29 protein-coding genes and 1 tRNA gene are annotated in these 22,654 nt (G+C 38.7%); 18 read left to right on the plus strand and 12 right to left on the minus strand.

Features of this window, described 5'->3' with window-relative positions:
- The first annotated feature begins 71 nt into the window (after positions 1–71).
- The 6 genes from minD to F1737_RS03495 all read left to right on the plus strand — a co-directional run bounded on the left by minD (position 72) and on the right by F1737_RS03495 (position 3,974).
- Positions 72–863 (plus strand): cell division ATPase MinD, encoded by a 792-nt coding sequence (minD, locus tag F1737_RS03470; RefSeq protein WP_317137390.1) that lies wholly within the window; start codon positions 72–74, stop codon positions 861–863.
- Entirely contained in the window at positions 863–1,069 is a 207-nt protein-coding gene (locus tag F1737_RS03475) for a hypothetical protein (protein WP_317137391.1), read from the plus strand. The genes minD and F1737_RS03475 overlap by 1 nt, the downstream gene beginning before the upstream one ends.
- A gap of 68 nt (positions 1,070–1,137) precedes the next feature.
- Positions 1,138–1,212: transfer RNA gene (locus F1737_RS03480), tRNA-Pro, on the plus strand.
- A 278-nt stretch (positions 1,213–1,490) separates the two neighbouring features.
- Positions 1,491–2,357 (plus strand): damage-control phosphatase ARMT1 family protein, encoded by an 867-nt coding sequence (locus F1737_RS03485; protein ID WP_317137392.1) that lies wholly within the window; start codon positions 1,491–1,493, stop codon positions 2,355–2,357.
- 66 nt (positions 2,358–2,423) lie between these two features.
- Positions 2,424–2,879 carry an NfeD family protein gene (locus F1737_RS03490; RefSeq protein ID WP_317137393.1) on the plus strand — a complete coding sequence of 152 codons (456 nt, stop codon included), beginning with the start codon at positions 2,424–2,426 and terminating at the stop codon, positions 2,877–2,879.
- Positions 2,880–3,974 carry an SPFH domain-containing protein gene (locus tag F1737_RS03495; protein WP_317137394.1) on the plus strand — a complete coding sequence of 365 codons (1,095 nt, stop codon included), beginning with the start codon at positions 2,880–2,882 and terminating at the stop codon, positions 3,972–3,974. It abuts the gene before it with no gap.
- An 86-nt stretch (positions 3,975–4,060) separates the two neighbouring features.
- Here the strand turns inward: F1737_RS03495 and F1737_RS03500 are convergent, their stop codons facing one another.
- Together F1737_RS03500 and rnhB are read right to left on the minus strand one after the other, a co-directional pair.
- Complete coding sequence (locus F1737_RS03500) at positions 4,061–5,365, minus strand: site-2 protease family protein (protein ID WP_317137395.1); 1,305 nt, start codon at positions 5,363–5,365, stop codon at positions 4,061–4,063.
- Between the two features lie 145 nt (positions 5,366–5,510).
- A complete protein-coding gene (gene rnhB / locus F1737_RS03505) occupies positions 5,511–6,149 on the minus strand; it encodes a ribonuclease HII (protein ID WP_317137396.1) in 639 nt (212 codons plus the stop codon).
- 59 nt (positions 6,150–6,208) lie between these two features.
- On the opposite strand from rnhB, the gene F1737_RS03510 reads away from it, so the two are divergent.
- On the plus strand, positions 6,209–6,874 hold the full coding sequence (locus F1737_RS03510; protein WP_317137862.1) for a potassium channel family protein: 666 nt from the start codon (positions 6,209–6,211) through the stop codon (positions 6,872–6,874).
- A gap of 29 nt (positions 6,875–6,903) precedes the next feature.
- On the opposite strand, the gene F1737_RS03515 is transcribed toward F1737_RS03510, so the two are convergent.
- Positions 6,904–8,103 (minus strand): NAD(P)/FAD-dependent oxidoreductase, encoded by a 1,200-nt coding sequence (locus F1737_RS03515; RefSeq protein ID WP_317137397.1) that lies wholly within the window; start codon positions 8,101–8,103, stop codon positions 6,904–6,906.
- Positions 8,093–8,272: a 4Fe-4S binding protein gene (locus F1737_RS03520; RefSeq protein ID WP_317137398.1), complete on the minus strand. Its 180-nt coding sequence runs from the start codon at positions 8,270–8,272 to the stop codon at positions 8,093–8,095. The genes F1737_RS03515 and F1737_RS03520 overlap by 11 nt, the downstream gene beginning before the upstream one ends.
- Positions 8,273–8,412: 140 nt before the next feature.
- Between F1737_RS03520 and cbiT the strand changes: the two genes are divergently transcribed.
- The 9 genes from cbiT to F1737_RS03565 are packed head-to-tail and all read left to right on the plus strand — an operon-like array spanning position 8,413 to position 14,864.
- The gene (cbiT, locus tag F1737_RS03525) at positions 8,413–8,940 is read left to right on the plus strand and encodes a precorrin-6Y C5,15-methyltransferase (decarboxylating) subunit CbiT (protein WP_317137399.1); all 528 of its coding nucleotides are present in this window, start codon (positions 8,413–8,415) and stop codon (positions 8,938–8,940) included.
- A complete protein-coding gene (locus F1737_RS03530) occupies positions 8,940–9,551 on the plus strand; it encodes a cobalt-factor II C(20)-methyltransferase (protein ID WP_317137400.1) in 612 nt (203 codons plus the stop codon). The genes cbiT and F1737_RS03530 overlap by 1 nt, the downstream gene beginning before the upstream one ends.
- Entirely contained in the window at positions 9,548–10,267 is a 720-nt protein-coding gene (locus tag F1737_RS03535) for a cobalt-precorrin-4/precorrin-4 C(11)-methyltransferase (RefSeq protein WP_317137401.1), read from the plus strand. The genes F1737_RS03530 and F1737_RS03535 overlap by 4 nt, the downstream gene beginning before the upstream one ends.
- The gene (gene cbiG / locus F1737_RS03540; protein ID WP_317137402.1) at positions 10,264–11,142 is read left to right on the plus strand and encodes a cobalt-precorrin 5A hydrolase; all 879 of its coding nucleotides are present in this window, start codon (positions 10,264–10,266) and stop codon (positions 11,140–11,142) included. The genes F1737_RS03535 and cbiG overlap by 4 nt, the downstream gene beginning before the upstream one ends.
- On the plus strand, positions 11,126–11,899 hold the full coding sequence (gene cobJ, locus F1737_RS03545; RefSeq protein WP_317137403.1) for a precorrin-3B C(17)-methyltransferase: 774 nt from the start codon (positions 11,126–11,128) through the stop codon (positions 11,897–11,899). Before cbiG ends, cobJ begins: the two co-directional genes overlap by 17 nt.
- Entirely contained in the window at positions 11,877–12,533 is a 657-nt protein-coding gene (locus F1737_RS03550; RefSeq protein ID WP_317137404.1) for a precorrin-8X methylmutase, read from the plus strand. Before cobJ ends, F1737_RS03550 begins: the two co-directional genes overlap by 23 nt.
- Positions 12,534–12,573: 40 nt before the next feature.
- Entirely contained in the window at positions 12,574–13,578 is a 1,005-nt protein-coding gene (locus F1737_RS03555; RefSeq protein ID WP_317137405.1) for a cobalt-precorrin-5B (C(1))-methyltransferase, read from the plus strand.
- Positions 13,575–14,156: a cobalt-precorrin-7 (C(5))-methyltransferase gene (locus F1737_RS03560; protein WP_317137406.1), complete on the plus strand. Its 582-nt coding sequence runs from the start codon at positions 13,575–13,577 to the stop codon at positions 14,154–14,156. Before F1737_RS03555 ends, F1737_RS03560 begins: the two co-directional genes overlap by 4 nt.
- A 6-nt stretch (positions 14,157–14,162) precedes the next feature.
- The gene (locus F1737_RS03565; protein WP_317137407.1) at positions 14,163–14,864 is read left to right on the plus strand and encodes a queuosine precursor transporter; all 702 of its coding nucleotides are present in this window, start codon (positions 14,163–14,165) and stop codon (positions 14,862–14,864) included.
- 62 nt (positions 14,865–14,926) lie between these two features.
- Here F1737_RS03565 and F1737_RS03570 read toward each other — a convergent pair whose 3' ends face one another.
- Genes F1737_RS03570 through F1737_RS03585 form a run of 4 tightly spaced genes read right to left on the minus strand, consistent with a single transcriptional unit; the run spans position 14,927 to position 17,920 of the window.
- Positions 14,927–16,087: an energy-coupling factor ABC transporter ATP-binding protein gene (locus tag F1737_RS03570; protein ID WP_317137408.1), complete on the minus strand. Its 1,161-nt coding sequence runs from the start codon at positions 16,085–16,087 to the stop codon at positions 14,927–14,929.
- Entirely contained in the window at positions 16,084–16,887 is an 804-nt protein-coding gene (gene cbiQ / locus F1737_RS03575) for a cobalt ECF transporter T component CbiQ (RefSeq protein ID WP_317137409.1), read from the minus strand. Before cbiQ ends, F1737_RS03570 begins: the two co-directional genes overlap by 4 nt.
- 26 nt (positions 16,888–16,913) lie before the next feature.
- Positions 16,914–17,225 (minus strand): energy-coupling factor ABC transporter substrate-binding protein, encoded by a 312-nt coding sequence (locus F1737_RS03580; protein ID WP_317137410.1) that lies wholly within the window; start codon positions 17,223–17,225, stop codon positions 16,914–16,916.
- On the minus strand, positions 17,222–17,920 hold the full coding sequence (locus F1737_RS03585; protein ID WP_317137411.1) for an energy-coupling factor ABC transporter permease: 699 nt from the start codon (positions 17,918–17,920) through the stop codon (positions 17,222–17,224). The genes F1737_RS03580 and F1737_RS03585 overlap by 4 nt, the downstream gene beginning before the upstream one ends.
- A gap of 243 nt (positions 17,921–18,163) precedes the next feature.
- On the opposite strand from F1737_RS03585, the gene F1737_RS03590 reads away from it, so the two are divergent.
- Both F1737_RS03590 and F1737_RS03595 read left to right on the plus strand, forming a co-directional pair.
- The gene (locus F1737_RS03590) at positions 18,164–19,495 is read left to right on the plus strand and encodes a cobyrinate a,c-diamide synthase (RefSeq protein WP_317137412.1); all 1,332 of its coding nucleotides are present in this window, start codon (positions 18,164–18,166) and stop codon (positions 19,493–19,495) included.
- A gap of 55 nt (positions 19,496–19,550) precedes the next feature.
- Positions 19,551–19,736, plus strand: coding sequence for a hypothetical protein (locus F1737_RS03595; RefSeq protein ID WP_317137413.1), 186 nt, complete (start codon positions 19,551–19,553; stop codon positions 19,734–19,736).
- Between the two features lie 101 nt (positions 19,737–19,837).
- Here the strand turns inward: F1737_RS03595 and F1737_RS03600 are convergent, their stop codons facing one another.
- The 4 genes from F1737_RS03600 to F1737_RS03615 are packed head-to-tail and all read right to left on the minus strand — an operon-like array spanning position 19,838 to position 22,646.
- Positions 19,838–20,962, minus strand: coding sequence for an endonuclease Q family protein (locus F1737_RS03600; protein ID WP_317137414.1), 1,125 nt, complete (start codon positions 20,960–20,962; stop codon positions 19,838–19,840).
- Position 20,963: 1 nt separating this feature from the next.
- Complete coding sequence (locus F1737_RS03605) at positions 20,964–21,710, minus strand: proteasome assembly chaperone family protein (protein WP_317137415.1); 747 nt, start codon at positions 21,708–21,710, stop codon at positions 20,964–20,966.
- Positions 21,703–21,861: an RNA-protein complex protein Nop10 gene (locus F1737_RS03610; RefSeq protein WP_317137416.1), complete on the minus strand. Its 159-nt coding sequence runs from the start codon at positions 21,859–21,861 to the stop codon at positions 21,703–21,705. Before F1737_RS03610 ends, F1737_RS03605 begins: the two co-directional genes overlap by 8 nt.
- The gene (locus F1737_RS03615; protein WP_317137417.1) at positions 21,861–22,646 is read right to left on the minus strand and encodes a translation initiation factor IF-2 subunit alpha; all 786 of its coding nucleotides are present in this window, start codon (positions 22,644–22,646) and stop codon (positions 21,861–21,863) included. Before F1737_RS03615 ends, F1737_RS03610 begins: the two co-directional genes overlap by 1 nt.
- Positions 22,647–22,654 lie beyond the last annotated feature (8 nt).

Here is a 22,654-nt window from a genome sequence, read left to right on the forward strand (position 1 = left end):
ATAATATAAAAAGCAGAACTCTGCTAATTATCGTATGGCTAATTGAAAAAACCAAAATATTCGCGGTAAATATGGTTACAACCTATACAATAGCATCAGGAAAAGGTGGCACTGGAAAAACAACGCTTTCTGTTAACCTTGGTACAATTCTTGCTTCATATGGCAGGGAAACTTACATAATGGATGCAGATATGGGTATGGCAAATCTTGGCATACTCCTGGGACTTGAGAATGTTCCTGTTACTTTGCATGAGGTTCTTGCAGGCAAAGCTCCTGTTTCTGAAGCTATTTATGAAGGACCCTCCGGGGTGAAAGTAGTTCCAAGTGGCATCTCACTTCAGGGTTTTCAGAATGCTGATCCTGAACTTCTTCGTGATGTCATGAAGGAAATTGTAAATCAGTGTGATTTTTTGATAATTGATGCTCCTGCAGGTATAAGCAGGGACGGTGTTATCCCCCTTGCAATAGCTGATGAAGTTATTTTGGTAGTAAATCCCGAACTTTCTTCAATGGTAGACGCATTAAAAACAAAAATTCTTACTGAGCTCATTGGCGGTCATGTAATGGGTGCAATTTTAAATCGTGCAACTCTGGAGAATACCGAGGTCAGTGTGCATAAAATAGAGGAGGTTTTGGGTGTTAAGGTTATAGGGCTTGTGCCTGAAGATCCTAATGTCAGAAGATCGGCTGCATATAAGACTCCTATTGTCGTGAAGTACCCTTCTTCACCTGCATCTATTGAAATCAAAAAAATTGCTGCGAAAATTGCTGGAGTTGAGTATAAAGCCAGTGAAGTTTCAGAAAAATCCGGTGAAAAGTTCCTTGATCGTCTTGCAAGATCAATTTTCAGGAGTGATAAGTAATGTCTTCGTTTATGTCAGAATCTGTTATTATTGTAATATTTGGTATTGTCATAATATTTCTGCTGTTTTTGTTATATCTAATGCAAAGGAGAGTATATCAGCTGCTTGATGAAGTTGATGAAATAAACAGCACAATGAATGTGACATGCAGTGAACTTGAAGAACTTACAAAAAATGTGGAAGAATTCAAAAAATTAAAAATATAATTCTTTTAAGAGATTCAAATAATAAATTAGATATGTGATTCTGACACACTAAATATACACACAAAACAGGGGCCATAGGGTAGCCTGGACCATCCTAGGAGACTGGGGGTCTTCTGACCCGCGTTCGAATCGCGGTGGCCCCATTCTAATTTTATAAATTGTCATAATTAATAATTATAATCATTGATTATTATCAAATAGTTGTAAATAATAATGATGTTCATTGTTATGTGGTGAGTTTCATGACAGTATATCATTGTGCGAATCCATTTGAGAGTTTTGTAGAATCTTTCTATGAAAACATGAGACGAAAATAAATTCCCTTTTTTGGATCCGATAAAACCCTGACAGGTGTTTTAACAGATCACTTAAAGCGCTTACATGACTTAAAACTTAAAACAAATTTTCAGCGTTGATCTATATGCAAATAACAAAAAGATGTTTTGACTGTCTAATTAGTAGAATAGAATATGAGTGTCGTCTGGTTTGTGACGATAATGATCAGATCTCCAAAATTGTTGATACCTGTTGCGTAAAACTGACTGAATCTGTATCTGAAAAATCTCCTTCTCCAGAAATATCAAGCAGGATTCACAGACTTGCCTGTGAAATGATGGGAGAAAATGATCCATATTATGATATTAAGAATAAAAGCAATATTGAAGCCTTAAGTGTACTCGCAGGTGTTGATGATATGCTTGTATCCTTTTCAGATTGCTGTCTTGCGTCTGTTATAGGGAATACCCTTGATTATGGATCTAATGAACATAAGGTGACAGATAATTTTGTTGACTTTTTCAATACAGAATTTAAAAAAGGGTTCACTGTAGATGACACAGATAAAATTATGAATTTGTGTCAGAGGGTTGTTTATCTGTGCGATAATTGTGGGGAGATTGTTTTCGACAAAAAACTGATAGAATTTCTGAAGAAAAGCGGTTCATATGTGTCTGTTGTTGTAAAGGGCAGTCCGATCATTAATGATGCAACTTTAATTGATTCAATTGAACTTGGAATGGATAAAATTGCAGACAGGGTTTATGAAAGTACATCCGGAATTTCGGAAGTAGGGATCAATCTTAATTTAATTTCAGAAGAACTCCAAAAAGAAATTGATAATGCTACAATTATCATTTCAAAAGGAATGGCAAATTATGAATCCTTAAGTGAATATAAAAAGAGCAGGGATTTACCGCCTGTTGCATATCTTATGATGGTTAAGTGTGAGCCTATTGCGGAGGATATAAAAATTCCCAAGGGTTCAAGAATTGCTTACTTTTCAGAATAAAATCATTTTTTCTAAACCTGAAATACCATACATATCTATATAGAATCAAAACACTCAAGTAAATTCATGGTGGTAGAAACTATAGCCATTGGATGGATTTTGATTTTAATAGGTGTGATTTTGCTTCTTGCAGAAGCTTTTAACCCCGGATTTTTCATTGCAGTTCCGGGTACAACATTAATCATTATTGGCTGTATTTCACTTTTGCTTCCAGAACTGTTTAATTCACCATGGATTATTATAATTGGTGTATTGACTGCCCTTATGGCAGCAGGTGCAAGTGTCTGGATTTATTCCAAGATCACTCCTGATAAGGGCCGCCCCTTTACAGTAAGCAAGGATTCTCTTGTTGGAAAAACAGGTACTGTGATTGAAAATGTTGAAAGTGATAATATCAAAGGCAAGGTTGATATTGAAAATGTTGACTGGAGTGCACGTTCAAATGCCGGTGTTATTGAAAAGGGAAGAAAAGTTCGTGTTGTGAAGTCAGAAGGTGTACATATCATTGTGGAGGAGATATGAATGGCAATTTATAGTTTTGATAATGTATTTGTGACAGTTATTCTGGTTCTTGCGATTATACTCATTTTTGCAAAGGGAGTTGTAATAGTTCAGCCTTATCAGCAGGCCTTGCAGATAAGGCTTGGTCAGTATATTGGTCGCTTAAATCCTGGTTTCCGGTGGGTCATCCCGTTTATTACTGAAATAATAAAAATTGATCTTAGGACACAGGTCATGGATGTTCCAAGACAGGAAGTTATCACTAAAGATAACTCTCCGACAAATGTTGATGCCATAGTATATGTAAGGGTTATTGATCCTGAGAAGTCTTCTTTTGAGGTTTCAAATTATCGTATGGCAACAGTTGCACTTGCACAGACAAGTCTTCGTGGAATTATCGGTGATATGGAACTTGATGAGATTTTATACAACAGAGATCTTATAAACAACAAATTGCGTGACATTCTTGATCGTGAGACAGATCAATGGGGCGTAAAAGTTGAACGTGTTGAAATAAAAGAGGTTGATCCTGTAGGTGCCGTGAAGCAGGCAATGACTGAGCAGACTGCAGCAGAGCGTGAGAGGCGTGCTGCGATTTTGAGGGCAGACGGTGAAAAGCGTTCTGCAATTCTTTCATCAGAAGGTAAACGTCAGTCAATGATTCTGGAAGCTGAAGGAGATCGTCAGAGCAAGATATTGCGTGCAGAAGGAGACCGCAAATCAAGAATTCTTCAGGCGCAGGGAGAAGCGCAGGGACTGCGAATTCTTGCCCTGGGATCACGTCCTCTTGACAAAAAAGCAATCACAGTCCTGTCCCTTGATGCTCTTAAACAGATGTCTGATGGTCAGGCTACAAAAATAATTTTCCCGTTTGAGGTTTCAAGCCTCATAAAACAGAGTGCCAGATTCCTTGGTGCCGAAGAGGAAGAACTTGTTGATGAGGACTGGAAAGAGTTTGAACTTGATGAATCAATTCTTGGAAAATCACCTTCGGATGAAGATATTGCTGATGAAAAGGAATTTGTAAAGGATATAGAGAGCAAAATCAAAGGTCTTGGAGATCCCACAACACCTGTTGATGAGGATACTTCCCAAATTGGACTAAAAAAGCTCTAAACATTTTTTTTATTTTAAATAATTATTCGGGGAGATAAACGGTGAAGACCAAAGGTCTTCATCTTTTTTAAATGTAATTTTTTGATTTAGATTGCAGCAATATATGGTACGAGAATGATTGATGCAAGCACAACTATCATTACTATGCTTATTACGGACACAACATAGTTAGCATATTCTTTAGAAAGTTCCCTTTTTTCAAAGAATTTTCTGATACCTTCCTGCATGATGTATCCTCCGTCAAGAGGAACAAAAGGAAGCGCATTGAATGTAGCAACTGCAAAGTTGAACCAAAACATCCAGAATAATATCTGTATGACGCCCCAGAATCCGGTGAATGGAACTTCCCATGCAGCAGTCTCGGGAGAATCAAATGCTAACAGCCCAAGACCAAGGTTATCACCTTCTATTACCGAATTTATGGGTACATAGATGAGGAGCAGTGGTCCGAGTGGTCCTTTAATTACTTTATCAAACAAATTCTTGACAGTGGCAGAATCATAGTAGTAAACCCCCATAAATCCTGAACTATGTTCTCCGAATTCCTTTGGCCATTCATCAAGAGTTAGTGTATAGTCTTTTTTAGTTCCATCATGACTAATAGCGAGAGTGATGGTGTCTCCTGGTTTTTTATCAGAGAGAATCTCTGATACATCATTTCTTGAAAAAACATTCTGGTCGTTTACCTGTGTTATTATTGAATTTTGGGGAATATGTGCATTGAATGCAGGATAATCCTGATATACGCCTTTTATGTATGGTGTATCTGTCGGGGTTGCAAAACCAATCAGTCCTGCAAGGAGTATAAAGCTGATTAATGCAACTACAATATTGTTTGTGATGCCTGCGCCAAACATTCTTATTTTTGAAGCTGATCCGGATTTTTCAATATCTTCTTCATCAGGTTCGACAAATGCACCTATGGGGATGACAAAAAAAAGTATTCCTGTGCTCCTCACTCTAATACCCTCTATACGTGAAAGTATGCCATGGCCACCTTCATGTACTGCAAGGGTCACTATGAAAGCGATTAAAACAGCCAGCGACAAGGGCAGGAATTCATTTACTCCCGGAATTGCCAAAATATTCTGAGGTTCATAAATGCCTGTCGGGGGTGGTGGTGAAGTGATGCTTTTTTGCAGCGTGAACAAAAGCATTGCTGTCATGAGTACTGATACAACTACAACCATCAGGGCTCCGAGAGTTCCATATAGTTTCCAAAAGCGTGAGTATGGAATAAATTTGTCAAAAAATTTTACATTATCGGTTTTTAATGCGAGGATCGGGCCATAAAACATGACGTGATCTTCCCAAAGGTTATTTGCTTTAATATAACCGACAACCAGAAAATATAATGCTACAAGAAAGAGCACGACTAATAGCCAGTTCATCTGAGTAAATTATATTGATTGCAATGCTGATGAAATTTCTCTATGTGGTAAAAAAATATAATAACAACGACCCTTGAATTTTTGCTTTATTTTTGTATAGGAAAAAAATATGGTAATTTTGCATAATCATATTTTGGATAGTTTATTAAAATTCAAAAAGAGTTTTCTGTTGAATATTTCCGATTACATTTGATACCGTTTTCCAGCTTTTTCTTGAGAAAACCGGTGGTTCTCCATTTTCTTTAATGTATGATTTTAAAAATTCAATGGTTACGGGATCTGAAGGGTATCCGCTCCCTATTTTACCATATTCTTCTGAAATGTTCTCGATCAGTCTGTCTCTTGTGACTTTTGCAATGATAGATGCCGCACTTACTATCCGAAATTTTTCATCTGCTTTGTGTTCTGATATTATTTCGACGGGATTTTTCAGATGTTCTTTCACAGATAAACCGTATCTTACCTCATTTACATCACACGCATCAACGTATGCTTTTTTTGGGGCTAATTTATCTATTGCTTTTGCGTGTGCCATTGCAACGATATCGTTCATGGAATAAGTAATTCTGCATTCATCAATTCTGTTGGCATCCAGAATAATGCATGTAGTTTCATAATTTTTTGATATATCCTCAAAAAATTCGTCTCTTTTTTTTGCAGAAATTTTTTTAGAATCATTATATCCGCTATTTGTAAAATCTGACAGTGATTCTCCTTTGACTCCTCCAATAACCATCGGGCCAAGAACAGATCCTTTCCCTGCCTCATCTATGCCGCATATCACTTGCAGTACTATTACATTTCATAAATTATATGTATGGTCATGTAGGATACGTGAATGACATGTACATCATCATTATTGGTCTTGGTGGAATCGGAAGAAATGTGGTTGCTGTTGCTGCTGAACATGGGGACAGTATAGTTGTTATTGACAAGGATGAAAACCGCTGCAATGAAATTCTTGAACATTATGACGTTATGGCTATTACAGGCAATTCAACTGACCGGTCAATTCTTGAGGATGCCGGAATAGACAGGGCAGATGCACTTATTACAACCACAAGTGATGATGCTGTTAATCTTATGACCTGCTGGCTTGCAAAGAGGTTTCAGGTCCGGAATCTTATTTCAATTGTAAACCAAATTGAACACTCTGAACTGTTCAAGGAAGTTGGTGTCAGAATAAGTGAAAATCCTGATGAACTCGTTGCAAACAGGTTATATTACTGGTCAGAAAATCCTGATATGCAGCAGCTGGCAACAATTCCCGGAGGAATGATTTTTGAAATAAGTGTTGATGAGAATGCCCCCTTTGTAGATCATGAAATAAAGGAACTTGACGTAAAGGATTTTGTATTTATCGCAATTAAAAGGGAAAGTAAGGAAATAATCATACCAAGCGGTACTATCAGAATTCGTCCAAATGACAGGATAATGGTCTTTACAAAGAAGGAAGCCGAAGAGGAGTGTCTGAAAATATTAAACAAGCAACTGAAAAATCCAAAGTGATTTTAAAAATTTAAATTTTAAAATATTTTTCATTCAAAATATTTTTTTAGAGATGTAAGTTCTTTTAGAAGTTTTGGGTTCAGTTTAACTATTTCCCTTATAAGAGTAAGTGTTGAAAACTCTTTCATTACAAGATTGCTTACTGAATTTAATATTGAATTAAGCTGTTTATCATTTAGTTTGACAAAAACTTCTTTAATCTGATAATTACGTTCAAGTGCTTTTCCCATTTTTGAGGAGCGCCAGGTTTTGTCATATTCCATCAGTTTGTCTTTACTGAAATCTCCTGACTTAATACACTTTGATGCAATCTGTCCTGCCAGACGTCCGGTGTACATTGCATTATATATTCCGCCGCCTGTAATTGGATCGCTGACACGTGCCGCATCCCCGACAATAATTAATCCGTCTGCAACTGTGCATTCCAGTGGTTCACATGCAGAAACTCCTCCGGCAATCAGTTCAATTGTTTTGCCTTCGGGGAAGTGCTCTTTTATATATTTATCAAGGTAGTCTTTTGCTCTGTGACCGTTTTTCGACTGTGTGCCTGAAATGCCGATACCGACATTGGCAGTTCTTTTACCTTTTGGGAATATCCACAAGTAGCCTTCAGGTGCTACTTCTCTGCCTACATAAAACACCGTTATCCCCTCTTCGATGTCAATGTCGGTCATGAGGTATTGTGCACAGGTTTCCAGTTCTCTTAAAGGAACGGTTGTATCAATTCCACAGTATCTTGAAAATTTGGATTCAACACCATCTGCCGCTATCGTAATTGATGCACGAATTTCCCTTGTTTCTCCTGCATATTCTACGATTGCCCCCTTTATTGCTCCGTTTTCTACTATTGCATCAACTGCTCTTGCCTTAACGTAACATTCTGCGCCGGCTTCCACAGCCTGCCATATGAGATCACGATCAAAGAATTTACGATCAAGAACATATCCAACTTCGTTTCCGGCCATTTCCGGGCTTAGGTAGAAGCATGAATTGTCAGGTGAAATTAACTTTGCCCCTTCGATTTTTGTTGAAATCCACTTTGGATCAAGTTCATCAAAGAATTCAGAAATCAGATCTTCACCTATTCCCTCGGCACAGCGCACGGGCGCTCCGATTGCAGGGCGCTTTTCTATTATGCACACCGATAGGCCATTCTCTGAAGCTGCTTTAGCGGCAAGTGCTCCGCCTGGTCCTCCTCCGACAATAAGGACATCATATTCACTCTTCATCAGATGCCTCCAGTGCACCAAGCGGACAGACTCTTACACAAATATTACACATTTTACAGGTCTCATTCTCCACTGAAAGGTAGGCATCAATAAGTTCCAGTGCTCCTTCGGGACAGACCGAAATGCAGGCACCACAATAGCAGCACACCTCTCTACGAACTTTGATCATTCTTTATATATTCGGCAGATTTGGTCTTTAACCTTTACTAATTTTAATAGTTTTATGTCTTTGAATTTGAGTGAATAATATCCCTGATAATTCTGTAATATATTATTTAGAATGAAGTTCCTTTATTTAAGGTAAGTAATATGGAGTTGAAGGGAGGCCCTACGCAGGACGAAGTAATGGCGATATCGCTTTTCAAACTGGGTTTGAAAAACGGTGATATATTGGCTGATGTTGGCTGCGGGACAGGAAAAGTCTCTATTGAGGCTGCAAAAATCTGTAGTAAGGTATTTGCAATTGATAAAAGGAAAGAGGCAATAGACTGTGCGTCCGGGGCAATAAAGGAATCCGGAGTAAAAAATGTTGATCTGATTTCAGGAGAGGCCTCAGAAATACTAAAAGAGATTGATTATCTGGACTGCGCATTTTTAGGTGGTTCTGCAAATGTGGAAAATAATCTTGAAATTCTCTCCGGTATTGTGAAAGGAAAAATTGTAATAAATGCAGTTCTTTTGGGAACGGTACAAAAAAGTGTTGAAAAGATGAAAAGTCTTGGAATATTTGAAGAAATAATACAGGTTCATGTTGCCAGGTCATATTCCCTTTGTGGAGACATAATGTTCAAACCGATAAATCCAGTCTATATTATTGTAGGGAGTGTGAACCGTTAATGCTGGTAGCAGTTGGAATCGGACCAGGAGATCCTGAACTTTTAACTTTAAAAGCAGTACGCCTGATTGAAGATGCGGATGCTGTTTTTGTACCTGGAAATGTTGCAAAGGATATAATCTCACCATTCCGGAAAGATCCGGTTGCATTGTCATTCCCTATGACTGACGATCAGGAATACATTAAAGAATGCATGGAAAAAAATGCTGAGATTATTGCACCTTTTGCACGGAGGGGTCTTGCTGTTTTTTGCATCCTTGGTGACCCAAATTTTTACGGAACTTTTGGAAGACTTTGTGAGATAATTGATAAAAAATATCCTGAAATTGAATATGAGACCGTGCCTGGTATCAGTTCAATCACAGCCTTTGCTTCTGCGTCCGGAGTTTCTGTAAACGGAGGGATAACCATAACTGACGGCTCAGATGTGAATTCCAGAATTATGCTTAAGATAAGAAATCCAAAAGAAACTGCTGAATCGCTTAAATCAGAAGGTTACAATGAATTTGTTCTTGCTGAAAAGATGTACATGAAGGATCAGAAAATATACAAAAATGAAGAGCTTCCTGAAAATAGTGCATATTTCAGTGTTATGTTTGCGAGGATAAAATGAACGGGAAAGTCTATATTGTCGGTGCAGGTTGTGGAGATCCTGAACTGATTACTGTAAAAGGAAAAAAAATACTTGACAAGGCAGATGTTTTGATATATGCAGGATCACTTGTCAATCCGGAATTGGTTGAGGATTGTCCTGCACCGGAGAAATTTGACAGCTGGGGCATGAAGCTTGAGGATATGACACAAAAAATGGTCGATTCCGCTAAATCCGGGTTATGCGTTGTAAGGCTGCATTCAGGCGACCCTTCACTTTATGGTGCTATCATAGAACAGGCTGCTCTTCTTGAAAAAGCAGGCATTATAGTTGAAAGAGTGCCCGGAGTATCATCAATGTTCGGGGCAGCGGCAGCGCTTGAGACCCAGCTCACCCTGAGGGGAGTATCCGAGTCCGTAATAGTTACACGTCCTGCCGGAACAACACTTGAAAAAGATCAAATTGCTGAGATGTCACGTCTGGGTCAGACGATGGTCATTTTCCTTGGAACTGAGCATATGGAAGAGGTTTTTGAAAAAGTTGAATGCCCGCCCGAAACCCCTGCAGCTGTTGTTTATCGTGCTACATGGCCTGATGAAAAAGTAATCAAAGGAACTGTTTCAGACGTTGCAAAAAAAGCAAGAGAAGCAGGAATTGATAAAACTGCATTAATTATTATTGGCAATGTGGTTGATGCGGTCAATTCGGATTTTGTAAATTCACACCTTTACGAATGACAGACACAGTCGTAATTTCACTTGAAAGGTTTGGGGAAAAAGCAGCAGAGATAGCAAAAGCCCTTGATTGCGATTTTGAACTCTATGATAATGGTGTATTTGAAAGATCTTTTGGAAAATACAAAAATATTGTTGCCTTAATGTCTGCCGGTATTGCGGTAAGGGGAATTGCACCGTTTTTGAATGATAAATGGACTGACCCTTCTGTTGTTGTGGTTAGCCCCGGATTTGACTATGCTATTCCTGTTTTGGGCGGTCATCATGGTGGAAATAATATTGCAAAAAGACTTGAATGCCTTCTGGGATTTAATCCTGTAATAACCACAGCCACCGAAACCCATGGCCTGCCTTCTGTTGAGGGAATAGCGGAAAAGAAAAATCTTGAGATTCTTAACAAAGATTCAACAAGAAAGGTCAATTCGGCAATTCTTGATAATGAAATTCCATTTTTTGAAATTACCGGGCCTGCAATGGTTGCAGTTACACCCCGGGTATCTGTTTTAATGGAAAAAGGAGAATATATTGTTGGTATCGGGTGCAGGAAGGGAGTTTTAAAAGAAGAAATAACCGGTGCTGTTATGCTGGCTTTTTCTGAGGTCGGAATATGCGAAGATGACGTTTTTGTCTATTCGACTACAAGAATTAAGAGAAACGAACCGGGTCTTCTTGAAGCTATAAATGATCTGGATGGAAATCTTGTTTTTGTTGATGATGATTCAATTAACAGGGAAAAACCCGTTTCGGCTTCAAGAGCGTCGGATAAACTCGGGCTCTCCGGGGTTGCGGAATCTTCGGCACTTGCACTTTCCAGGAGAAAGGAGATAATTATGAAAAAACACGTATACGGGAGGGTTACTGTTGCCATCGTCAGATAAGGGCAAACTCTACATTGTAGGGACAGGACCCGGAAATTTAAATCAGCTCACAAAAAGGGCTGTTGAAGCAGTACAGGAATCTGATTATGTCATTGGAAATGATTTCTACCTGAAACTAATTGGTGACTATCTTGAAGGAAAAGAAGTCATCTGGAGTTCAATGGGAAAGGAAGTGGAGCGTGCAAGAAAGTGCATTGAACTTGCAAAGGATCATGTTGTTTCGATGGTGAGCGGCGGAGATCCCGGAGTTTATGGCATGGCAGGCATTGTTCTTGAAGTTCTTGAGCATGACGGGGCAGATATTGATTTTGAGGTAATTCCCGGAGTTACTGCTGCCACAGCCGCAGCATCAAGGATTGGCTCCCCCATTTCAGGAGATTATGTGACAATTTCCCTTTCTGACCTGTTAACTCCAATGGAGGTCATTGAAAAACGTCTGGGTCTTGCATTTCAGATGGGTGTTCCTGTTGTTTTATACAATCCAAAAAGCAGGGGGAGACCTGATAATCTTGCAATAGCTCTGTCTATTGCACTTGGCTTTAAATCCGGGAAGACTCCTGTCGGAATTGTAAAAAATGCGTTCAGGGAAGAGCAGGATATAAGATATTATACACTTGATGAGCTGTTTGAGGATGACAGTTTTGTAGATATGCACTCCATTGTTATAATCGGCGGAGAAGAGTCACGTTTTATGGATATTGGAGATCGCAGGGGAATTATAACACCGAGGGGCTATGAAAGAAAATACGTATATTGATCCCGGAGCGGACACAAAGGAAGGTTATAAAATATCTTCAACAAGCAGAGCAATCGCAAGACAGGTTATTGGGAATGAAACCCCCGAAGACAGAATCAGGCAGCGGTGTGCGATTTCTGTCGGAGACTTTGTGATGGCTGACTTAATGGAGTTTAAATTAAATCCTGTGGATGCAGGATTAAGTGCCCTTAAATCCGGTGCTCCGATTATTACTGATATTCACATGGTGCAGACAGGCATCCGTAAAAAAGAGCATAATAGTGAAGTTTTGTGTGCACTTGATTTTGGTGCTGATATTTCAAAAGAACTGGGAATAACCAGAAGCTCAGCAGGTTTTATTGCTTTAAAAGAAAATCTTGAAGGATCGATTGTTGTAATCGGGAATGCTCCGTCTGCTCTGATATCCCTTTGCAGGATGATTGATGAGGGCATAAAACCTGCACTTGTAATCGGCAGTGCCGTCGGATTTGTAAATGCAAAAGAGTCAAAGGAACTTTTGCGCGAAAAGGATGTTCCTTCAATTTCAAACAAGGGGACACGCGGAGGGACACCTCCCGCAGTTGCAGCATTAAATGAAATCATAACAATGTATATTGAAAATAAAAAACCTGCAACAGAAAGCGGAATGGTCTGAAAGGCCGGACTGACTTTCATGATAAATTATCGGAATTAAGATGAAAGATCCAGTAACCGGCTATGATTACCCGCCTTCCTGGGTTAATGCCTGTAAAAATGAAGAATCACTTCAACTTGTATCTTTGGGCCTTGCAGTTTTAATGTCGGATGGTAATATCTTAAGAAGAGGATTTACTACCGGAACAACAGCTGCTGCTGCTTGTAAGTCTGCTGTTTTATCGTTGAAGGAACCGGTTTCATCGGTAAAAATAAAACTGCCCTGTGATCTCGCATTTGATGTAAAAGCAACGGGAATAGACGGTCTTGGGAGAGCGTGGAAATATTCCGGTGATTACAGGAATGATATAACATCAAACCTTTTATTTGAAGCAAAAGCAGAAATCTCCAAAGCGGGAATTGAGATAATTGCCGGAGGGGGTATTGGCAGATTTGAACGTGATACTCCCAGATACAAAAAAGGAAATCCTGCAATAAGCAAAACTTCGATGTCGTCAATTAAGAATGCAGTAAAGGAAGCGGCAGAAGAGATCGGAATTGAAGGTGTAAAGGTGTTTTTGACAGTCCCACTTGGTGAGTCAGTCGGGAAGAAAACCCTGAACCCGCAGGTTGGTGTATTAGGGGGCATATCAGTTCTTGGATCAACAGGTCTTGTTGAACCCTGGGATGATCATCTTACTGAATCTGCAATTGAAAGAATCAAAGGTTCACAAAGGGTCGTCCTTACAACTGGGAGAGTTGGTCTGCGTTATTCCCGAATCATGTTTCCTGAGCATGAAGTAATTCTTGTTGGAAAATATCTTGAAAAGGCAATCGATGTCGCCTCCGGGGAAATAATTGTTTGCGGCCTCCCTGCATTAATCCTGAAATTTATAAAACCTGATATTCTGGAAGGTAAGGGATTTAAAACAGTTGAGGAGATGAGCATGTCTTCTGAATGGCAGAATATAGTATATGATGTCCTTTTGGATTATAAAAAAGAAAAATCGTATGTGAGAGTAATCCTTGTAAACAGGGATGGAGATATTGTTGGTGATTCCAAATGAAAATTGTTGGTTGTGGTTGTGGCCCGGGAATGCTCACCGAAGCAGCAGTCGAGACTTTGAGATCTGCAACTCTTGTTTACGGTTCAGGACGTTCAATTGAACTTTGTAAAAAATATATTCCTGATAATTGTGAGGTTCATGAAATTTCAGATTATAAAAGTCTAAAAGAATTACCTGATTATGCGGTACTGCTTTCAACAGGAGACCCTATGCTTGCAGGACTTGGGTATCTGGATGGCGAGATCATTTCAGGGATTTCATCAATGCAGTATTCCTTTGCAAAACTAAGGGTGCCTCTTACAAGAAGTGTTGTTGTAAATGCTCACGGGAAAGATCATAAAATTGCAGTTTCAAACACCGTGGATGAAATTTTGCGGGGAAAGGTTGTATTTTTGATCGCGGATCCTAATTTTGATACAAAATATTTATGTGGACAGATACTTCCTGAAAATAAGACCTGTACAATCTCAGTATGTGAGAATCTCGGATATGAAAATGAAAGAATAGTCACAGGGAGTGTTTCGTCCCCTCCTGATGTAAAAAGTGACCTGTTTGTAATAGTTGCCGGAGATTACTGATAAGTAATGATTATTCCGGAAATATGGATATACTGGATTCTCAGTATGACAATTGTAACATATGCGTCTGCTTATGTTGTAAAGAATTATCGTGAAATTGGATATACGGCACTTGTTGGATTTTACATTTTATATCTTACAATGTCACAGATTATTGCAACAAGGTTTGTTGAATTTGATCTGTTGGTTATAACATTTTATGCCCCTGCTGCTGTGCTGATATATCCTTTTCTTGCACAGGCGGTGGATATGATTAATGAGGTGTACGGAGAGTATAAGACACATATTGCAATCGGAATTGCATTTGTTGCAAATGTTCTTATGATAATTATCCTTGCAATGTCTAACATGATGGAGGCTGCACCTTTCTTTGAATATGAATCCGCATGGGAGAGTCTCTTTAGTCTAAGTATCAGGATAATAATTGCATCGTGGCTTTCATATCTGGTATGCCAGAATCTTGATGCTTATATTTTTTCAAGGCTCAAGGAAAAATTTCCCGAAAATATTGTAGTAAGAAGTGTATTTAGTGATGTTATCAGTTTGTCGCTTGACAGTATCATATTTGTAACCGTTGCATTTTATGGAATTGTACCCATAATGCCCCTGATTATCGGACAGATTGTGATGAAGAATCTGATAGGTACACTGGATACTCCCTGGTTTGTCTGGTATAAAAAATATCTTTCAAAGCCTGAAATAAAATAAATAATTAATATCTTTTCTTAATTTTTTAGGAATTTTTGAAATTTAAAAAAGAGAAAATATTCTTATTCTTTTTTGAATTCGATGATCTCAACATTTCTTTTGGATTCTTCATTAAAGCATTTGACTCTCTCATTTACTCTTTTTATCATTCCTCCGTTTGTAATGATCAGAGAGTCTTTTTTGTTCATAGCTTTAAGAAGGCATTTGTCAATTACCCCGTAGGTAAAATCAAGTTCAATCTTTTCAATTTCTGCCATGAGTTTTGCCTTTGAACCCATTGCACCTATTGAAGATATCCGGTTTTTAGTTATATATTGTGAAATATTGCCTACCTCAATATTATCTGCATCAATGAGGTGGATTTTGCCGTATTTTATTTTTAAGTCTTCATAGAGATCTCTTTCGAGAAGATGTACGAAATCAAGAACAGATTTTGGCAGACGTTTTGAACTTTCCATACCCCTTTCAATGAGGCTTTCATAAAGTTCAAGAAGAACGGGAATTGAAAGTTTCGCTGATTTTACAAGGGATTTGTTGTGGAAAACATCATCTGGTGTTCCTTCAGTTAAAACCCGGCCTCCCTGCATAAGAACCACCCTGTCTGCCCACGGGTACGCAAGTTCAACATCATGGGTTGAAATTATTATGGTTTTCCCGCTGATGTGCATTTCATCAAGAAGTTCCATTACATCTTCAGAGCCTGCAGGGTCAAGAGCACTTGTAGGTTCATCGAATACCAGAATATCAGGATTCATTGCAAGAATTCCGGCCATTGCAACACGTTTCTTTTCACCACCGCTTAATTGGTGTGGCGGTCTTCTTTCAAACCCTGACATTCCAACGTATGAAAGGGCTTCTTTGACGGAAGACCTGACCTTATCATCTGAGTAACCAAGATTTACAGGCCCGAATGCAACGTCCTGGTATACAGTTGGTGCAATTATTTGTGTGTCAGGATTCTGGAATACAAATCCAACCTTTCTTCTTAGTTCGCGGAGATTTTTTCTATCGTATCTGAATATTTCTCCTGTAAATAAAATATCACCTGAATCCGGTTTCAACATACCGTTCAGCATAAGAAGCAGAGTTGATTTACCGGCACCGTTTGCACCTACAATAGCAATTTTTTCACCTTTATCTATTCTAAAATTAATACCTTTCAGTGCTTCAGGGCCGTTTGGATATTTGTATTTTATATTTTTTAGTTCGAGAATTGTGCTCAAGAAAGAACATCTCCTAAAAAGCTGATTTCGGATGTGAGATATGAAATTGTAAAAACTGCTGTTAAAAATATTATAACCAATAAGAGATTTGATATTGAAAAATCAGGTGTCTCTTCAAGCATTGCAAATTTACCGTCATAGCAGCGTGTTTCCATAGCATTAATCAGATTCTCCCCTTTATTCCATGAATTTATGAAAAGAGACCCGGCCATCATTCCAAAGGTGTTAATTGATTCTTTGAAATTACCATAACCGAGTCTCATTGTCTGTGCACTGTATATCTGTCCTGCTTCTTCAATTAAAACAAAAATGAACCTGTATATTATCATTGAAAGATCTATGAATACATCAGGTACATGTATTTTTTTTGCAAGCAGAAACATCTCTGTCATAGGTGTTGTCAGGGCCAGAAAATAAAGTGAACACATACCTCCCGATAATCGTGATAAAACCAGTACGCTTTCGTTTATACTTCCTGAAGTGATTGTGAGAATAAATGTATTCAGGACAGGGAGCGAAAAAATTACCTCTCCGCTGTTTCTAAGGAAAAGAATTACAATAATGCTTGTCAGGGCAAAGCCTAAAGGAACTGATAATAACTTAAGATAAAGTCCTGGATTTATTTTTGCCAGCAGAATTATGATTAGACTTAATGATATTGAAATAAAGAGTGGCGCAATAAAGCTGTTGGAACTGACTGAAATTAATATGCAGCCCAGACCCAGTAATACTTTAACCGCCGAATTGACATTTCTCAGACCATTGGTCTGGGCAATATCTTCTAAAAATTCATAGTACATTTCTAAATTATTAATTGATCAAAAAATTAATTAGAATTTTTCTTAAGTCTTCTTTCAGTGACCCATGATCCAAATATCCAACCGATCAGCAGCCCTCCAAAAGATGCCTGTAATGCAAACAGGCATGACTCAATTTCTCCTGAAGGTGGTGTGAAGGTATAATCAGAGTTTTCAATCCAAGGTTCATATCCCTGTGCTTCAAGCATCTCTGAACCGACACCATCAGAGCCTCCCCAGCCTTCCTCCCCGGAGGTTTTCATCTGTGCGTCAGTGCAGAGAAAAATACCTATGAATGCAATTACTGCAATTACCAGAATAATCTCAAATTTGTATTTCATTCTGTCATCATCTCCTGTAATTGTTTCATTTTTTCTTCTGACATGACTTTTAGTTTTAACAGGAGGTCAGGTTTAAGAATAATTATGTACTTGAATATTACAACGAAAACGAGTCCTTCAATTATTGCAAGCGGTATCTGTGTTACCGCAAAAACTCCCAGATACGCAGCCAGTGATGGCAAAAAGCCCCCGGAAGTTGCAGGGAATGCAAGAGCAAGTTCAAGTGATGTAATACAATAGGTTACAATATCACAGATGAATGCGGCAATGAATATACTTGCAAAGAAGTTGAAATTTATTTTGTCAAGTGCTTTATAAACAAAATATCCTGCAACCGGACCAATTATTGCCATTGACATTACATTTGCGCCGAGTGTTGTAATTCCTCCGTGTGCAAGGAATAGTGACTGAAATAAAAGTACAATAAAACCTATTACGCAAGTTATCCATGGACCGAATGTTATTGCTGAAAGGGCCGTTCCTGTAGGGTGTGAGCAGCTTCCTGTAACTGAAGGAAGTTTTAGTGCAGAAAGGACAAAAATAAAACCTCCTGCAACACCCAGTAGGGGGAGAAGTTCACGGTTTTCATCAAGTAACTTTTTCAACTTATACAATCCGTATACCAGGCAGGGCAATGCCAGTATCCACCAGATCTGCCACCAGGGGCTTGGCAGAAAGCCTTCCATTATGTGCATTTTTAACAAATTCCTCTCAATTGTGTGTTTTTTTAATTTTCGTCTTCTGTTTAAGTAATACTTAACAAAATTAATTTGAATTAATACTATTTAATTTTAGTTAGTTATTCTGTCAATTTTTTTTATAAAAAAGCTATTTGCAATTGATCTTTTTCAAAGATAATCTGATATTTTTTTGAAAATATTGGATGTGATTAAGGAGAGTATTTTTAGGACTGATAAGATACTTTATCAGTACAAACAATGATTCCGACAATTATTATTGCAGGCACTCATAGTGGATGTGGTAAAACAACCATTGCAAGTGCGATAATGTCTGCTCTTTGCAGGAGAGGTCTTGTGGTTCAGCCTTTCAAGGTAGGTCCTGATTTTATAGATCCCTCACATCATACTGCAATTTGTAGCAGAAGTTCAAGAAACCTCGATCCTTACATGATGGGTGAGGACGGGGTGATAAAGACATTTCTCAGTGCATCAAAAGGTGCAGATATTGCTGTTGTTGAAGGCGTCATGGGAATGTATGACGGGCTTGAGGGTTCGGGTTTTGGAAGTACTGCTCATGTTTCAAAGATCATTAAGGCTCCTGTTATTCTGGTTGTTGATGTCAAGGGGATGTCTGCAAGCGCCAATGCAATAATTAAGGGTTACAGGGAATACGATCCTGAAGTCAATTTTTCAGGGGTCATTTTCAATCGTGTTGGAAGTATCAGGCACAGGGAAATGATAGAAGAAAATCTTTGTGTACCTGCTGTCGGCTGGATTCCTTATGAAAAGACAAAGTCCGTTGAAAGCCGCCATCTTGGTCTTCAGATGGCACATGAAACAAGTGCAATGAGTCAGTTTGCGGAAATTGTTGAGCTTCATTCAGACCTGGATCAGATAATAGATATTAGTAAAAACAGATCTGATTTTGAAGATTTGTTTTCATTTGATAAAGAATGCCCTGAAGGAAAATTCAGAATAGCCGTTGCACTTGATGAGGCGTTCAATTTTTATTATAATGATAATCTCTCACTACTGAAAAAATATGGTTTTAAGGTTGAGTATTTCAGTCCCATATCTGACCGTCTTCCTGAAGGCATTGATGCATTATACCTTGGCGGAGGTTATCCTGAACTTCATCTGGAATCACTTGAGGATTCAAAATGCCGTCAGGATATCAAAAAAGCAGCAGATAAAGGATTAGTCATTTATGCTGAATGCGGAGGCCTTACATATCTTTCAAGGGAAATTTCCTCAGATGGTACTTCATCGCGTATGTGCGGGATAATACCTGCAGATACGGTTAAGATGGAGCGTTTCCAGGCTTTAGGGTATGTGGATGCTGAGTGTATTTCTGATAGCTGTATTATCCCGGCTGGAACTTCATATAGGGGCCATGAGTTTCACTACACACGTCTTGAATGTGATCAGGATATCAGATTTGCACTTAAACTTAAACGTGGAAAGGGTATTGAAAATGGCATGGACGGGATATCGGAAACTAATATTTTTGCCGGTTACACTCATGCATATTTTACGGATGAATTTGTGAACGGGGTTGTATCGCTGATAAATAACGAAAAAAAGCAATAATAAATTTAAATTGGTAAATTTATTTATTCTAAGCAGTAAAAGGAATATATAATCAATGATCTCAAAACGAATTCTTGAAGATGAAGAGACTTTTTCTCTTTTAATTCAGCTAACTGATGTGGCCGCAGCTGCCCATGAGAGGGGAGATTATGATACAAGGGACAAAGCACTAGAGGAGATCAAAGAGATAAGAAAACAGATAATCGGGCAGGTAACCGAAGGAACATGTAAGTCTGAATAGAAATTTTAACTTTTTTTAATTATTAACAATCCTTTTTATCGCAATTCAATTTCAGAACAAAAAGGAGAATATTTTAAACTATGTTTCCTGCTAAACTGACTCTACGATAAATCAAAACTTCCATACATGCCACCGCCGCCCGGGTAAAGTCTTAGATTACCTTCTCTGAATTTTTTTATGGCAGAGGCAATTTTTTCATTGCATGAAAAGATTTCATCATAAGGAACATCAAGAAGTATGTTTATTTCAGTTCCAAGATTTTCGATAAGCTCTTCGTAAACGACCTGACACCTTTTTGAATTTGGTGATGATAATCCAAGCACTTTTTGAATAATATCGCCTAACGGAATTATATGGATATATGGGGGTCTGCTGCATTTTTTATGGCTATTGTCACTCATTTTCATTGCACGATCATAAACACCCATTTTTATTTTGCCACCGTCTTCCGGGCATTTCCAGCTAAAAAGGTCTGCTTTTTCCAAGGAATAGTGTTTATAGCATCTTGTGCATGCAGTCTGATTGTATTTTCCTTCCTCGGGGAAAAAACCTGCATTGAGGGTAACCTGACCATCTTTAATTGATTTTAATATATCCGCCGTTTTTTTGGATCTGATATCTATTCTGTTGAATTCTCTTCCAAGTTTATTAAGTAAGGCACTGTGTGCATCAGAGTTTGACAAAAATGTAATTCCGTCAATCTCTGGTATGCCTTCTCCGTATGAAGTATCTGCTGAAAGACCCAGTTCGAGAAAATCAATTTTTTCTTCACCGTAACATTCTCTGGTGCTGTCATAGCGGCCGTAAAGTCCTGTCCAGGGTGTGAAGGCATGTGCAGGGCCAATCATGGCTCCTTCATTATGAACAATTTCAGCAATTTTTTCTCCGGTAAGAGAAACATTCGGGCGGCCTGCCTTGTCAATGTTTTTACTGTTCATCCTGAAAATATCAGCAATATTTTTTGCCTGTTCAAAATCTTCCATTAAAATAAGATGGTGGACTTTGCCTTTGCCTTCAACTTCTGCTGATGGAATAACAGTTACATTTTGAGAATTTTCCAAATTATTCATCCACATCTCTCTCCAGACGGGGTGGAGGGCATCTCCGCTTCCCAAAACATCAATGCCTTTTATTAAACAGGCATTAAGAAGGGAATCAGGGCTTGTATTTTTAGAAGCCGCCATTGAAAAAAGAGAGTGGATGTGAAGATCAGCTGTTGCGATCATATTATCCGATATAGCTTAATTCTTCTTCGGAAGTTGACTTTTCTGATTCTTTTATTCGTTCAACAAAGCTTTCCATTTCTTCTGCACGTTCCTGAAGCTTTGTTGCATCCACATCTATTCCTATTAGTTTTGAGAGAATGGAAAGGACGCAGTTTGAACTTTTAGGGTCAACAAGGTAGCCGGAGGTTTCTCCCATAAGACAGATTCCTTCGATATCTCTTCTTGCACCCATTCCTAAAAGAAGACCGGAAGCACCCAATATTCCTCCTCCTGGTTCATTGGCAGTAAATATCCCTCCGGCATTTTCAACTTCTTCTTTTAGTTTTTCATCGTTTACTGCTGCAAGGACACGAATATCTTCAATTAAATGTCCGACTCCGTAGCCGCCCAAAGTGTAAATTCTTTTGACACCAAGTTTTTCGGCAATCTCAAGATATGTGTCTGTAAGAAGATAGTGACCTTCGGAAGACGTACTTTGGAAGTCCCCTACAAGAAACATAATGCTATGATTTTCTCCTTCATAGCGGTAGATTTCATTGCTTGGGAGATAGGCAACTCCGGTCTCTGAGAGTAGTACCTGTGGCGGAAAAAATATTGAATGAATATCTGCGATTTTTTCTGCTCCAAGTTCTTCTATAAGGTGTTCGGCTACAAGTTTTCCAACCTGTCCTACGCCTGGAAGCCCTTCGATCATGATATCGCAGGCATAATCTTCTTCTTTTAAAAAATCAACTGTTATGTCATGCATTTTTTTTAATCTCCCTGCGGTATTTCCCATATTTGTCCTGTGGAGAAAAACGCGGAGGATGTGCAATTCTTGTGCTGCCCCCGCATAGAGGACATAAAAAAGAGAGAGTATATGTGCTGTCTTTTGGACAGCATCTGATTTTTCTGCTCATTAGTTCTTACCGGGACGCTGTTTGCGGATGAATTTACCTTCGCCCTCTGCACGTTCCATAACTCCAATTGCTGATTTTGCAACTTTATTGATTGCTTTTTCAGCCTGTTTGTAGTCTGGTGCAGTTACCTTGACTCGGTATTTTGGAGCCCCGACATAAACAAGTTCAATTTCAACATTCTCTATTGTCGGCTGTGCACTGCGAAGTGCTCTCCTTATTACATTTACACCGTCAGGTTTGTTGGACGTAAGAATCAGCGTACCGGTGATTGTGACTTTTGGTAATTTTACATTATCATGTGCAGTGTTCACAAGCGCGTCTGCGACTTCTTTTTTAAGATCCAGTTTTTTAAGAGTTGCTTCCTCATCTATGAGAATATCTTCAAAAACCGGGAAAAGAGCTCCATATTCATGATAGAATTTGGACTCCAGCTCGTCAGTTGATGAACCTGAGGCTTCTGAAATGAAACTTATCCATTTCTTTGCTTTCTGCTCATTCTTCCACTCATGGATCTTGTCTTTGCGCTGGTGCTCATTGACATCTTTTAGAGAGAGATCAATATGTCCACGACTTTTATTTACATGGAGGACTTTGCAGACTACTTTCTGTCCTTCACGAACAAAGTCACGAATATGTTTTATCCACCCACGTGCAATTTCGGCTATTGGAATAAGCCCTTCATGGTTTTCATACTCGTCCAGTGTAACAAATGCAACAAAGTCTTTTACATTTGTCACTGTGCAAACAACAAGTTCACCCTCTTCAGGCCATTCTCTCTCAGTCATAACAATAT

The sequence above is a fragment of the Methanoplanus sp. FWC-SCC4 genome, assembly GCF_032878975.1.
GTDB lineage: Archaea > Halobacteriota > Methanomicrobia > Methanomicrobiales > Methanomicrobiaceae > Methanochimaera > Methanochimaera problematica.

Coding starts and splice junctions, on each gene's coding strand:
- cbiT (WP_317137399.1), top strand. CDS start 8,413: ATGGAGTTGAAGGGAGGCCCTACGCAGGACGAAGTAATGGCGATATCG.
- F1737_RS03535 (WP_317137401.1), top strand. CDS start 9,548: ATGAACGGGAAAGTCTATATTGTCGGTGCAGGTTGTGGAGATCCTGAA.
- F1737_RS03595 (WP_317137413.1), top strand. CDS start 19,551: ATGATCTCAAAACGAATTCTTGAAGATGAAGAGACTTTTTCTCTTTTA.
- F1737_RS03510 (WP_317137862.1), top strand. CDS start 6,209: ATGTACATCATCATTATTGGTCTTGGTGGAATCGGAAGAAATGTGGTT.
- F1737_RS03490 (WP_317137393.1), top strand. CDS start 2,424: ATGGTGGTAGAAACTATAGCCATTGGATGGATTTTGATTTTAATAGGT.
- F1737_RS03590 (WP_317137412.1), top strand. CDS start 18,164: ATGATTCCGACAATTATTATTGCAGGCACTCATAGTGGATGTGGTAAA.
- cbiG (WP_317137402.1), top strand. CDS start 10,264: ATGACAGACACAGTCGTAATTTCACTTGAAAGGTTTGGGGAAAAAGCA.
- F1737_RS03600 (WP_317137414.1), bottom strand. CDS start 20,962: ATGATCGCAACAGCTGATCTTCACATCCACTCTCTTTTTTCAATGGCG.
- F1737_RS03530 (WP_317137400.1), top strand. CDS start 8,940: ATGCTGGTAGCAGTTGGAATCGGACCAGGAGATCCTGAACTTTTAACT.
- F1737_RS03495 (WP_317137394.1), top strand. CDS start 2,880: ATGGCAATTTATAGTTTTGATAATGTATTTGTGACAGTTATTCTGGTT.
- F1737_RS03515 (WP_317137397.1), bottom strand. CDS start 8,103: ATGAAGAGTGAATATGATGTCCTTATTGTCGGAGGAGGACCAGGCGGA.
- F1737_RS03550 (WP_317137404.1), top strand. CDS start 11,877: ATGAAAGAAAATACGTATATTGATCCCGGAGCGGACACAAAGGAAGGT.
- F1737_RS03500 (WP_317137395.1), bottom strand. CDS start 5,365: ATGAACTGGCTATTAGTCGTGCTCTTTCTTGTAGCATTATATTTTCTG.
- F1737_RS03585 (WP_317137411.1), bottom strand. CDS start 17,920: ATGCACATAATGGAAGGCTTTCTGCCAAGCCCCTGGTGGCAGATCTGG.
- F1737_RS03565 (WP_317137407.1), top strand. CDS start 14,163: ATGATTATTCCGGAAATATGGATATACTGGATTCTCAGTATGACAATT.
- F1737_RS03605 (WP_317137415.1), bottom strand. CDS start 21,710: ATGCATGACATAACAGTTGATTTTTTAAAAGAAGAAGATTATGCCTGC.
- F1737_RS03580 (WP_317137410.1), bottom strand. CDS start 17,225: ATGAAATACAAATTTGAGATTATTCTGGTAATTGCAGTAATTGCATTC.
- F1737_RS03555 (WP_317137405.1), top strand. CDS start 12,574: ATGAAAGATCCAGTAACCGGCTATGATTACCCGCCTTCCTGGGTTAAT.
- F1737_RS03475 (WP_317137391.1), top strand. CDS start 863: ATGTCTTCGTTTATGTCAGAATCTGTTATTATTGTAATATTTGGTATT.
- F1737_RS03615 (WP_317137417.1), bottom strand. CDS start 22,646: ATGACTGAGAGAGAATGGCCTGAAGAGGGTGAACTTGTTGTTTGCACA.
- F1737_RS03485 (WP_317137392.1), top strand. CDS start 1,491: ATGCAAATAACAAAAAGATGTTTTGACTGTCTAATTAGTAGAATAGAA.
- F1737_RS03560 (WP_317137406.1), top strand. CDS start 13,575: ATGAAAATTGTTGGTTGTGGTTGTGGCCCGGGAATGCTCACCGAAGCA.
- cbiQ (WP_317137409.1), bottom strand. CDS start 16,887: ATGTACTATGAATTTTTAGAAGATATTGCCCAGACCAATGGTCTGAGA.
- minD (WP_317137390.1), top strand. CDS start 72: ATGGTTACAACCTATACAATAGCATCAGGAAAAGGTGGCACTGGAAAA.
- F1737_RS03520 (WP_317137398.1), bottom strand. CDS start 8,272: ATGATCAAAGTTCGTAGAGAGGTGTGCTGCTATTGTGGTGCCTGCATT.
- F1737_RS03610 (WP_317137416.1), bottom strand. CDS start 21,861: ATGAGCAGAAAAATCAGATGCTGTCCAAAAGACAGCACATATACTCTC.